Origin of the sequence: Amycolatopsis lexingtonensis (assembly GCF_014873755.1) — a bacterium.
GTDB classification, from domain to species: domain Bacteria; phylum Actinomycetota; class Actinomycetes; order Mycobacteriales; family Pseudonocardiaceae; genus Amycolatopsis; species Amycolatopsis lexingtonensis.
On sequence record NZ_JADBEG010000001.1, the window covers coordinates 2,394,009 to 2,406,456 of the forward strand.

General features: G+C 72.5%; 6 protein-coding genes. All 6 read right to left on the reverse strand.

Annotation, left to right across the window (positions count from 1 at the left end; all coding sequences use genetic code 11):
* Positions 1-6 precede the first annotated feature (6 nt).
* The 6 genes from H4696_RS11155 to H4696_RS11180 are packed head-to-tail and all read right to left on the reverse strand — an operon-like array spanning position 7 to position 12,445.
* Positions 7-642: an NAD(P)H-dependent oxidoreductase gene (locus H4696_RS11155; RefSeq protein WP_086857221.1), complete on the reverse strand. Its 636-nt coding sequence runs from the start codon at positions 640-642 to the stop codon at positions 7-9.
* Positions 639-1,577 (reverse strand): TauD/TfdA family dioxygenase, encoded by a 939-nt coding sequence (locus H4696_RS11160; protein WP_086857220.1) that lies wholly within the window; start codon positions 1,575-1,577, stop codon positions 639-641. The genes H4696_RS11155 and H4696_RS11160 overlap by 4 nt, the downstream gene beginning before the upstream one ends.
* On the reverse strand, positions 1,574-2,827 hold the full coding sequence (locus H4696_RS11165) for an ATP-grasp domain-containing protein (protein ID WP_086857219.1): 1,254 nt from the start codon (positions 2,825-2,827) through the stop codon (positions 1,574-1,576). The genes H4696_RS11160 and H4696_RS11165 overlap by 4 nt, the downstream gene beginning before the upstream one ends.
* Complete coding sequence (locus H4696_RS11170) at positions 2,824-4,077, reverse strand: ATP-grasp domain-containing protein (RefSeq protein WP_086857218.1); 1,254 nt, start codon at positions 4,075-4,077, stop codon at positions 2,824-2,826. Before H4696_RS11170 ends, H4696_RS11165 begins: the two co-directional genes overlap by 4 nt.
* On the reverse strand, positions 4,074-9,464 hold the full coding sequence (locus H4696_RS11175; protein ID WP_086857217.1) for a non-ribosomal peptide synthetase/MFS transporter: 5,391 nt from the start codon (positions 9,462-9,464) through the stop codon (positions 4,074-4,076). Before H4696_RS11175 ends, H4696_RS11170 begins: the two co-directional genes overlap by 4 nt.
* Positions 9,461-12,445 (reverse strand): non-ribosomal peptide synthetase, encoded by a 2,985-nt coding sequence (locus H4696_RS11180; RefSeq protein WP_086857216.1) that lies wholly within the window; start codon positions 12,443-12,445, stop codon positions 9,461-9,463. Before H4696_RS11180 ends, H4696_RS11175 begins: the two co-directional genes overlap by 4 nt.
* Between the last annotated feature and the right edge of the window lie 3 nt (positions 12,446-12,448).

Here is a 12,448-nt window from a genome sequence, read left to right on the forward strand (position 1 = left end):
AATGACTCATTCGCGACCTTGCGGCAGCGCGCGGAAGATCCGGGCCACCTCGCCTTCGACCTCGTCGAGCCACCGCACGCGGGTGTCGGCACCGGCGTCGGCCAGCACCCGCAGCACGAGCCGCCAGACCTCCGGCTCGCCGAGGTACGGGGCCAAGCAGCGCCGCCAGATCGCGTCGAGCGGGTCGCCGAACAGCGTCCGCTCGCGCTCTTCGGTCGTGTCGGACGTGTTCACCACCAGCAACCGCCGCAGGGAAAGCAACGACTCGGGCGCGCCACCCGCGGCGGAGAGGCGGTACGCGACACCCGGGACGAGGATCCGGTCGAGCCAGCCGCTGAGGATCGCGGGCGGCTTGCCCCACCAGTTCGGGTGGACCGCGACCAGCCCGCCCGCGTCGCGCAGCTCCTCGCGGTGGCGCCGCACCAGCGGGTCCGGTTCGGCGGCGAGGAACTCTTCCGCCCGGGTCCCGCTGGTGTAGGCCTCTTCCGCGGTCAGCACCGGGTCGAAGCCCTCGGCGTACAGGTCGTGGAACCGCACCGGCACCCCGGCCTGCTCCAGCGCCGCGACGACGCGGTCGGCGAGCGCGTGGTTGAAGCTCCCGGGCCGCGGGTGCGCGAGCAGCACGACGACCGGTGCGGTCATCCCGTCATCGCCACCAGGATGCGCCGCTTGCCGGTGAACGGCTCGCGCCCGTGGGCCATCAGCATGTTGTTGATCACCATGATGTCCCCACTCTGCCACGGGAACGCGTAGCTGACCTCGTCGTAGACCTCGCGGATCTTCGCCAGGTCGTCGACCGGGATCGGGCTGCCGTCGGCGAAGTAGGCGTTGCGCGGCAGGTCGGCCTCCGGGTACAGCTCCAGCAGCGCCTCGCTCACCTCCTCGCCGAGGCTCGAGACGTGGAAGAGGTTGGCCTGGTTGAACCACACGGTGTCCCCGGTGTGCTCTTCCACCACGAACGACGGCCGGACGTGCCGGGTGCGCAGGCCGTCCTCGGTCCATTCGAACGTCTGGCCGTTGCGCGTGCAGTAGTCCTCGACGACCGCGCGGTCCTCGGTCTGGAACGCCTCCTGCCAGGTCAGCCCGAGTCCTTCGCGGAACGCTCGCGTGTAGACGACGCCGCCCGCGAACCGCTCACGGAGGTCCTCGGGCAGCAGCCGGTACATCGCCCGGCTGTCCGCGATCGGTGTCGCTCCACCGGTTTCCGCGGCGGTGTCGCACAGGAAGAACAGGCGCGCGGGCCAGCTCGCCGAGTACGAGTTCTCGTTGTGCATCGGGATCGACTCGGCCGGCGGGTACTCCGTCGAGGTGTAGATGTTGCCGGCGACGTTCGAGCGCGGCGTCGAGCGCTCGGTGTAGGTCAGCAGCGCCCCGCCGATCGTCTCGGTGACCCGGTTGAACAAGTCGAGGTCGGCGGGCAGGCCGCGCAGCAGGATCGCGCCGTGATCGCGCAGGTGCTCCCGGACCTGCGGCAGCTGCGCCTCCACGGCCGCGAAGTCCGCGGCCGGGAAGACGGCGATCTTGGTGTGCTCGTTGCCCTGCAGCTGCCCCAGCGGCGCCGCGAGATCGGCGGTCATGACTCCTCCAGTACGAATCGGACAAGCTTCGCGGCTTCGGCGTGCAGCGCGGCCAGGTCGTCGACGTCGGCGAACCCGGCGACGAGGACGTTCACGGCGTAGATCTCCTGGTCGTCGCTGAGCACCTGGCCGGGGGAAACGATGGTGACGACGTCGAGGACCTCCGGCAGGTCCGCGACTTCCGCGGTGCCCTCGACGCGCACCAGCCGCCCGGTGCCTTCGGCGTAGACGACCAGGTAGCCGACCGGCACCGGCAGCCCGATCCCGCGCGCGGGCGGCGGGGTGCCGAGGGCGAGGGAAACGACTTCGGCGGTGACGTCGATGCCGGTGGCCAGCCGCAGCAACGCCGGTTGCGCTCCCCCGGCGGGACGTCCGGCGTTGACCTCGACGACCACCGGCCCGAGCGTGGCGTCGTCGATCACTTCGACGTGCGCGCACGTCGAGTCCAGGCCCAGGGCCAGCACGGCGGCGGTCGCGGCCTCGGTGATCAGCCCGGCCCGTTCCTCCGTCAGCCCGAACGGCGGGCAGACCATGCCGAGCTCGAACTTACGCTCGTCGATCAGCGGTTTGCCGACCACCGTGACGGGTTCGGCGGCGCCGTCGCGGACGAGCACGTCCACCGCGTACTCCGGGCCGTCGAGCAGGCTCTCGACGAGGAACACCCGCAGCGGGTCGAGCGGGCCCGGCAGCGGGCGGTGGTAACGCGCGTCGGAGTTCTCCGGCAGCCGCGTGGCCAGCAGCTGGTAGGCCGCGACCAGTTCGTCCACAGTGGACACCGTGCGGACGAGCGTGCTCGCGGCGCCGTTGACCGGCTTCACGATCGCCGGGAGACCGACCTCCGCGGCGATCGCGGGCGCCTGCGCCGGATCGGCGAACAACGCGGCCCGTGGCCCCGGCAACCCGGCCGCGGCCAGCGCCTGCCGGACGGCGAACTTGTTGTGCGCCAGGGTGAACACGTCCGCCGGGCAACGCGCGACGCCGAGCAGCTCGGCGATCCGGGCGGTGCTCGCGATGATCCCCTCCGCCGCGGTCAGCACCGCGGCGGGCTCCCGGTCGCGGAGCGCTTCGGCCACCGCGGGCGCATCCCGGACGTCGTCGACCACGACGAAGCCGTCGACCTGGTACTCTGGCTCGCCGTCGGCCAGGGGCTCGGTGACCAGCTCGGCCCGCCACCCGGCGGCCCGGACGGCGGCCGCGAAGTCCGCGATCCACTGGCCGTGCGTTTCCCGCACGATGAACGCGGTCTTCACGCGACCTCCAACCGGATCAGCTTGCTGGCTTCGGCGTGCAGCGCGGCGAGGTCGTCGTGGTCGGCGAACCCGGCGACGACCAGGTTGACCGCGTACGTCTCCTGCTCGTCGGTGAGCACCTGACCGGGGGAAACCGTCGTGACGACGTCGACGACCTCCGGCAGCGCGGCGACCTCGTCGAGGCCGCCGATGCCGGTCAAGGTGCCGGACCCGGACGCGTACAGGATCAGCATGGCCAGCGGGATCGGCAGCTTCGCGGGCTCCCGCGCGGGCGGTGGCGCGGCGAGGGCGAGAGCGGTCAGCTCCGCGAACACGTCGACGCCGGTGCGCAGCTTGGCCAGCAGCGGCATGATCGAGCCCGCCGGGCGGCCCGCGTTGACCTCGACGATCGTGGGGCCGCGGCGCTCGTCGTCGATCACCTCGACGTGCGCGATCGTGTTGTCCAGCCCCAGCGCGAGCACCGCCGCCGACGCCGCCGACGTGACCAGTTCCGCCCGCTCCGCCGAGAGCCCATCCGGCGGGCAGGACAGGACCAGCTCGAACTTGCGCTCGTCGATCAGCGGCTTGTCGAGGATCTCGACCGGCTCGGCGACGCCGTCGCGGATCAGGACGTCCACCGCGTACTCCGGCCCCTGCAGCAGGCTTTCGACGAGGAACGTCGCGGCCGGGTCGATCGTCCCCAGTGGACGGTGGTAGCGCGGGTCCGCGGACTCGGGCAGCCGCGACGCCAGCAGCTCGTACGCGGCCGCCAGTTCAGCCACAGTGGACACCGTGCGCACGAGGTTGCTCCCGGCGCCGTTGACCGGCTTGACGATCGCGGGCAGCCCGACCCGGTCGGCCACCTCGGATGCCGAAGCGGCCGAGGAGATCAGCGCCGCCGCGGGACCCGGCAGCCCGGCCGCGGCCAGCGCTTCCCGGACCGCGAACTTGTCGGCGCACAAGGCGAACACCGACGCCGGGCACCGCGCGACACCGAGCAGCTCGGCGACCCGGGCGGTGCTCGCGATCGCGCCGTCGGAACCGGTCAGCACGGCGGCGGGCACCCCGACCGCCGAGCGGATCCGGGCGGCGACGGCTTCGGCGTCGTAGACGTCGTCGACGGCGATCACCTCGTCCACCACCCCGGCCAACGACGCCTCGTCGACCGGCGGCGCGAGCAGCACCGCGCGGTGGCCGGCGGCGTGCACCGCGGCGGCGACTTCGCCGACCCAGTGCCCGCGGGCTTCCCTGATCAGCACGACGTCGCTCACGCGGCCTCCTTCCCGGCGAGCTTGCGCTCCCGTTCCTGCGCGCCGACGAGGTCGTCCGGCAGCGAATCGGGCACCTCGGTGTCGAAGCGGCGCAGCAGCTTCACGGCGAACCCGCCGGCGTTGATCAGCAGCAGGATCAGCGCGTAGACGACGTACGCGAGCCCGACCCCGCGGCCCTCGCCGGTCCCGAGGATCGAACCGACCGACCCGGACAGCGCGCCGCCGGGGGCGAGCAGCGGCGAGAACCAGCCGACCGCGAGCGGGGCGAGCACGGCGAACCCGATCGGCAGCGTGGACCAGGTGATCGTCTGGTTGATGGCGAACACCCGGCCGTGGTAGCGCTGCGGCACCTTGACCTGCACCAGCGTCGCGTAGATGCCCTGGGACACGGCCATCGCCGCGGCCAGCAGGAACACCCCGGCCGCGACCACGATCAGCGACGGCCGCAGCCCCATCACGAGGCTGCCGACCGCGATGCCGACGTTGCCCGCGAGCACGCCGACCATCCGCCGCTTGCGCGGGCCGCCCCACAGAGCCATGCCGATGCCACCGGCCACCGCGCCGACCGCTTCGGCGAGCGCGACCTGGGCGACGTCGGTGACCGTGCCGAAGGACAGCACCAGCGGCGAGACGAGGACCAGCGCCGGCGCCAGGAAGACGTTGGCCAGCGCGAAGTACAGCAGCATCGTGCGGAAGCCGCGGTGGTTCCACGAGTACTTCAGCCCGCCCGCGATCGCCGTCAGCAGCGGCTCGCGCGGGCGCCAGCCGAGCAGGTCCGGGAACCGGACGAACAGCAGGCTGACGATGGCGAAGACGTAGCTCGCCATGTCGAGGACCAGGATCCCCCGCAGCTGGATCGCCGCCAGCAGCCCGGCCGCGATCACCGGCATCAGCAGCTGCGCGAAGCCGTTGGACAGCTGGGCGAGCCCCATCGCGTGTCCCAGGTACTGCTTGGGCACGAGCTGCGCCACCGACGACTGGTAGGCGATGCGCTGGATCGAGCCCGCGACCGAGCCGAGCGGGATCAGCACGTAGAGCCACCAGAGCTGGAGGTTCCCCACCGTCAGCAGCACCGCGAGCGCTAGCTGGATGACGCCGGCGATCGCGCTGGCGGCGATCATGATCTTCCGGCGGTCGCCGCGGTCGACGAGCGCGCCCGCCACCGGCAGGACCAGCACCCCGCACAGCAGCGCCAGCGCCCAGAGCAGGCCGAGGTCGGTGACCGAGCCGGTCCGGGTGTAGAGCCAGATCGGCACCGCGAACGACGTCAGCGCCGACCCGGTCGACGACACCAGCTGGCCGACCGTGACCGTGACGAACCGGGCCATGCTCGGCTTGACCGCGGGCTTGTCGTCCACTTCGGACCGGTGGGTGTCGTGCACCGCCCAGCCCTCGTCTTCGCGCACCGAAACGTGCAGGTCACCGGGTTCGTCCAGGGCCGGGTGCACCCGGGTCAGGATTTCCGCCAGCTCTTCCGCGCGGTAGCGGAGGAAGAAGTGCCCGGCCTGGTCCAGCACCACGAGCGCGGTCCGGTCGGTGAGGAACTCCCACTCGCGGTAGCGCTCGGCGTAGTAGTCGGTGACCGGGTCCTCCGAGCCGACCACCGAGATGATCGGCGCGCGCAGCTTGGCGACGCGGGCATCGAGCAGGCCGCTGAAGTACTCCTCGGCGGCGCGGCTGTCGGCGCGCATGTTGCTGATGATCCGGTCGGCCTGTGCCGGGTCGAGGTCGTCGGTGTCGACGCCCATCCCCTTGAGCCAGTTCGCGTAGTACCGGTTGCTGCGCAGCTTTTCCAGCCGCGTCCGCAGCGTCCCGACCGCGCCCTTGATCCGCGCGAACGGGAAGATCGCGCCGATGTGCACGACTTCCAGCTCGCGGCCGCGCTCCTCGAGACGCCGGGAGACGCCGACGGCGAGGGCGTTGCCGACGCCGCAGTGGCCGTAGATCGCCAGCGGCCCGTCGATCCGCTCGAGGACCTCGTCCGCGAGCCGCTCGACCAGTTCGTCGAACGGCACCGCTTCTTCGGACAGGCCGACGTCGTGACCGGGGATCGCGACCGAGAACAGCGAATACCCGCTGGGCAGCGCGTCCGCGAGGGGCTGGTAGACGATCGCGCTGCCGCCGCCGTACGGGAAGCAGACGTAGGTGAGCGTCGGCTTCGCGACCGGCTTGGTCAGCTCGTACAGCAGATGGCCCGAATCGTCGCGGTCGCCGTCGAGGAACACCGCCAGCTCGCGGATCGTGCGGTGCTGGAACAGGTCCATCACGCCGGCCTGGTGCCCGGCCTTCGCGATCCGCGCGACCACCTGGGTGGCGAGCATCGAGTGGCCGCCGAGGTCGAAGAAGTCGTCGTCGACGCCGAGTTCCTCGACCTTGAGAACGTCCCGCCAGATGTCCGCGAGCAGCAGTTCGAGCGGGGTGGACGGCTCGACCATTGCGGTGCTCGCGTCCCGCGCGGCGACCGGCGCGGGCAGGGCCTTGCGGTCGAGCTTCCCGTTCGGCGTCAGCGGCAGCGCGTCGAGGGTGACGAACGACGGCGGCACCATGTAGTCCGGCAGCGTCTCCTTGAGCGCGGCCCGCAGGCCTTCCGCGTCGCCGACGACGTAGCCGACCAGGCGCTTGTCCCCCGGCGTGTCCTCCCGGACCACCACGACGGCGTCGGCCACACCGGGCTGCTCCCGCAGGCGGGCCTCGATCTCGCCGAGTTCGATCCGCAGGCCGCGCAGCTTGACCTGATGGTCGAGGCGGCCGAGGAACGCGATCGTGCCGTCGGCGCGCCAGTGCGCGAGGTCACCGGTGCGGTACATCCGGCCGCCGTGGAACGGGTCCGTGACGAACCGCTCGGCCGTCAGCTCCGGCCGGTTGTGGTAGCCGAGCGCGAGCCCGACGCCGGCGATGTGGAGTTCGCCGGGCACACCGACCGGGCACGGGTTGCCGCGCCGGTCGAGGACGTAGATCCGGAGGTTGCGGATCGGTGCCCCGATCGGCACGGACGCCACCTCGGCGAGCGCTTCGGGCGTGCAGTGCCAGGCGGTGACGTCGATCGCGGCTTCGGTCGGGCCGTACAGGTTGTGCAGTTCGCAGTGCGGCAGCCGCCGGACGAACTCGCGGGCGGTGTCGAGCGGCAGTTCCTCGCCGCTGCAGACCACGCGCCGCAACGCCGTCACCGACTCGATACTCGGCTCCGCGAGGAACAGATTCAGCATCGACGGCACGAAGTGCGCGGTCGTGATCCCCTCGGTGGCCAGGAGTTCACGCAGGTACGCCGCGTCCTTGTGCCCGCCGGGCTCGGCCAGCACCAGCCGGGCGCCGGTCATGAGCGGCCAGAAGAACTCCCACACCGAAACGTCGAAGCTCGCCGGGGTCTTCTGCAGCACCGCGTCCGAGCCGTCGAGGCCGTATTCGCGCTGCATCCAGTCGAGCCGGTTGACGATGCCGCGGTGCCCGTTCGGCACGCCCTTCGGCCGCCCGGTGGAGCCCGAGGTGTAGATGACGTACGCGGGATCGTCCGCGCTCACCAGCGGTTCCGGAGGCGTGGCCGGGCCGGTCAGGCCGTCGAGCACGACGACGGTCGTGTCCCCGGCCGGGAGGGTGTCCCGGAGCGCGGCCTGGGTCAGGACCACCGGCGCGGCCGCGTCTTCGAGCATGAACGCGAGCCGGTCCGCCGGGTACTCCGGGTCGAGCGGCACGTAGGCGCCGCCCGCCTTCAGCACGCCGAGCAGGCCGACGACCAGCTCGAAGGAGCGGTTCGCGAAGACGCCGACCAGCGTCCCCGGCCCGACGCCCAGCTCACGCAGCCGGTGCGCGAGGCCGTTGGCGCGCTCGTCGAGGTCCCGGTAGGACAGCGATTCACCGCGGAACGTCAGCGCGGGCGCGTCCGGCGTGCGGGCCACCTGCGCTTCGACGAGCGAGTGCAGCGTGCCCGGCGGGATCTCCCCCGCCGTGTCGTTCCAGCGGTTCAGGACCAGGTCGCGCTGGTCCCCCAGGATGTCCAGTTCGGACAGTGACCGTTCGGGGTCGGCGGTGATCGAGCGCAGCAGCGTGACCAGGCGCCCGGCCATCCCGGCGACGGTCTCCGCGCCGAACAGCGCGGTGTTGTACACCAGCTTGCCGATCAGCCCGGACTCGACCTCGATGGCGTGGAACTCGAAGTCGAACCGGGTCGCGGGCAGGTCCATCGGCAGCCAGCGGAAGTCCACTTCGGACGTCCCGGCCGTGCCCAGCCGGCCCATCTCGTAGTTCTGCAGCACGAACATCGCCTGGAACACCGGCGAACGGCTCACGTCCCGCGGCACACCGAGGGCGTTCACCAGGCGTTCGAACGGGACGTCGGCGTGGTCGAACGCGTCGAGCACGTGCCGCCGGGTCCGCGCCAGCAGCTCGGTGAAGCTCGGGTCGCCGTCGAGCTGGGCGCGCAGCGGCAGCATGTTGATGAACATGCCGACCACGCCTTCCAGCTCGGGCAGCCCGCGCCCGGCCGACGACGAGCCGACGGCGAAGTCCTCCTGCCCGGAGTACCGGGACAGCAGCACCTGGTAGGCCGCCAGCAGCGTCATGAACAGCGTGACGCCGTGCTCGCGGCTCAGGTCGCCGAGCGCCCGGACGAGGTCCTTTTCGACGAAGAACTCGTGGATCGCCCCGTCGAACGCCTGGGTCGCCGGCCGCGGCCGGTCGGTGGGCAGTTCCAGGGGTTCGACGCCGCGGAGGGTCTCCTGCCAGTGGTCGAGCTGCCGGTCCAGTTCGGCGCCGGTCAGCGTCCGGCGCTGCCAGTGCGCGAAGTCGCCGTAGCCGATGGACAGCGCGGGCAGCGCGGCCGCCGTCCCGTGGTAGGCCGCCGCGAGGTCGCGCAGCAGCAGGTCGACCGACCAGCCGTCGCCGACGATGTGGTGGGTGCACACGGCGAGGAAGTGGTCGTCGTCGGACACACGCACCAGGGTGGCGCGCAGCAGCGGTCCTTCGGCCAGGTCGAACGGCTCGGCCGCGGCGGCGTCGACGGCGGCCCGGGCGGCCTCTTCCCCGGAAGCGTCCACAACGGTCAAGGGGACGGTGACCACCGGTTCGAGCCGGACCGACGGCTGCCCGTCGTCCCCGGCCGGGAACCGCATGCGCAGGGCCTCGTGCCGGGCGGGGAGGCTGTCCAAAGCGGACTGGAGCACGCCGACGTCCAGGCGGCCGGTGAGCCGGATCGGCACCGGGATGTGGTACGACGTGGTCCCGGGTGCGAACTGCTCCATGAACCAGACGCGTTCCTGCTGGTACGACAGCGGGACGGGGTCGCCGTCCGGCCGCCGGGTGATGGTCGCGGCGGGCTCGGCGCGCCGCCGCAGCCGCCGTTCCAGCAGCGCCCGGCGCGCGGCCGCGCTGCTGGTTTCGTCGATCGTCGTCACGCCTGCTCACCTTCGGCCAGCTGGGCCCGGACCTCTTCGTCGCTGAGCTGGTCGAGGTCGGCTTCCAGGCGGCGTTCGACCTCCGCGGCCAGCTCGGCCACCGTGGTGAACGAGAAGAGGCCGCGGACCGGCAGCTCGACGCCGACCTGCTTGCGGATCCGGGCCATCGCGCGGATCGCGAGGAGCGAATTGCCGCCGTGGGCGAAGAAGTCGTCGTGCACGCCCAGCTTCTCGATGCCCAGCAGTTCCCCCAGCACCTCGGCGACCAGCTCTTCGGCCGCGGTGCTCGGGGCCACGTACTCCGCCTCGCCGCTGGGTTGCGGGTCGGGCAGCGCGGCCCGGTCGAGCTTGCCGCTCGCCGCCACCGGAAGCGCTTCGAGGGTGACGAACACGGTCGGGACCAGGTACTCCGGCAGCACCGCCCGCAACGCTTCGGCCGCGCCGTCGGCGTTCCCGACGACGTACCCGACGAGCGTTCCCTCGCGGACCGCGACCGCCGCGTCCCGGATCTCCGGCAGCTCGCGCAGGGCGGCTTCCACCTCCCCCGGCTCGATCCGGAAACCGCGCAGCTTGACCTGGTCGTCGGTCCGGCCGAGGTACTCGAGGGTGCCGTCCCGGCGCCAGCGGGCCAGGTCGCCCGTGGCGTACATCCGCCCGTACGGGCCGTCCGGGAACCGTTCGGCGGTCAGTTCGGGCAGCCCGAGGTAGCCGTGCGCGAGCTGCGCACCGGCCAGGTGGAGCTGGCCGGCGACGCCCGGCGGCACCGGCCGCAGGCGCTCGTCGAGGACGTAGGCGCGGGTGCCGGGGATCGGGCGGCCGATCGGCACCGGGCCGTCGACCGGGCCGTCGAGGCGGTGCACGACGCAGCCGACGGTCGCCTCGGTCGGCCCGTACTCGTTGGTGACGACGATCCCGGCGAACGGCCGCACGGCCTCACCCATCAGCGCCTCGCCGCCGAGCACCAAGTCCGCGGTCGGATAGGACTCCTCGGGCAGCACGGCGAGGTGCGTCGGGGTGGCCTTGACGAAGTCCGGCCGCCCGGAGTCCACGATGGACCCACCGGCGGTGAGCGGGCCGAGCAGCGTCGTGACGGTCAGGTCGAACGACGCCGACGTGTGCAGCAGCGCGCGGCCGGCGAGACTCGGGTACGCCTCGCGCGCCCAGCCCAGGTAGGTGGCGAGCGCGCGGTGGCCGACCTGCACGCCCTTGGGGCGCCCGGTCGAGCCGGACGTGTAGATGACGTAGGCGATGTCGTCGGCGCCCGGCCGAGCGGGGTTCTCCTCGGAGGACTCCGCCCACACCGCCGGATCGTCGAGGGCGAGGGTCTCGGCGGCCAGGGTCACCTCGCCCGCGGTCAGCACCACGCGCGCCCCGGCGTCGGCCAGGACCAGCTCCTGCCGCGCCGCCGGGTTGGCCGGGTCGAGCGGGACGTAGGCCGCGCCGCTCTTGAGCGCGCCGAGGATGCCCACGACGAGGTCCGCGGAGTTCGGCGCGCACACGCCGACCACGCCACCGGCCCCGACGCGGTGCGCGACCCGGTTGGCCCGCGCGTTCAGCTCGGCGTACGTCAGGACCGTGCCGCCGAGCTCCACCGCGACGGCGTCGGGCGTCGACCGGACCTGCTCTTCGAACCGCTCGACGAACAGCGGCGAGTCCGAAGTGGACGATCCGCTCCACGATTCCACCTGGGCGCGCTCGGCGTCCGACAGCAGCGGCAGGTCCGCCACGGCGATCGAGGCGTTCTCGACCGCGGCCGCCAGGACGCGCAGGAACCGGTCCGCCATGGACTCCGCGGTCTCCCGGTCGAACAGGTCGGTGCGGTAGAGCAGCCGGCCACCCGTCGCAGTGAGGTCGATGGCGACGTCGTCCTTGGCGGTGGCGTAGCGGACCGGCTCGATGCCCGAGTCGGGGATGAAGTTGAAGCCGATCTGGTAGAGCGCCTGCACGCCCGCGTCGCGCTCCGGCCGCACCTCGTCGGCGACCAGCTGGAACGGCACGCGGCCGTGCTCGATGGCGTCGAGCACCGCGGCGCGGACCCGGCCGACCAGCTCGGCGAACGCCGGGTCGCCGCCGCAGTCGACGCGGATGGCGAGCTGGTTGACGAACATGCCGATCAGCGGCGCGAGTTCGGGCAGGTCGCGGCCGGCGACCGGCACCCCGACCACGATGTCCTCCGACCCGGACAGCCGCGACAGCAGCGCGGTGTACCCGGCGAGCAGCACCATGAACGGCGACGCCGACAGCTCGCGGCCGACTTCGCCGACCCGGTCGAGCAGGCCGTCCGGGAGCGTGAAGTCGACCTGGCCGCCGTCGAACCCGAAGTCCGCGGGCCGCGGCCGGTCGGTGGGCAGGCTGTGCACCGGCGGGAGCCCGGCGAGCCGCTCGCGCCAGTAGTCCAGCTGCGCGCGCACGAGCGGGAGCTGGCCGCGCTGCCACGCCGAGTAGTCCGGGTACTGGATGGCCAGCTCGGGCAGCTTCGGCAGCCGCCCTTCCGCGACCGCGTTGCAGGCCTCGTTCAGCTCGTTCGCCAGCACCAGCACGGAACCGGCGTCGAACACCGTGTGGTGCACGACGAAGGTCAGCAGCCAGTCGGCGTCGCCGAGCCGGCAGAGCTGGGCTCGCCACGGCGGCGCCGACTCCAGCGGGATCGGGCGGCGGGCGATCGCCTCGGCCAGCTCGGCCGCGCGTTCCTCCCGCTCCGGGAGGTCACGCAGGTCGTGCACCTCGACGTCGATCGGGACGTCGGCGTGCACCACCTGGACGAGCTCGCCGCCGTCCATCCGGAACGCCGTGCGCAGGGCTTCGTGCCGCCCGACGACCACGCCGAGCGCGGCGCGCCACTGGCCAACAGTGAGCGGCAGGTCCTGCCGTACCTGGCAGGGCAGGTTGTACACCGGGGACGCCGGGTCGAGCTGGTTCGACAGCCAGATCCGCTCCTGCCCGAACGAGGCCGGGAACGTCCATTGCTTCGTGTCGGTCATGTC

Excerpts from the sequence above, each read along its gene's own strand:
- H4696_RS11180 (WP_086857216.1), bottom strand. The coding sequence starts at position 12,445 with ATGACCGACACGAAGCAATGGACGTTCCCGGCCTCGTTCGGGCAGGAG.
- H4696_RS11160 (WP_086857220.1), bottom strand. The coding sequence starts at position 1,577 with ATGACCGCCGATCTCGCGGCGCCGCTGGGGCAGCTGCAGGGCAACGAG.
- H4696_RS11155 (WP_086857221.1), bottom strand. The coding sequence starts at position 642 with ATGACCGCACCGGTCGTCGTGCTGCTCGCGCACCCGCGGCCCGGGAGC.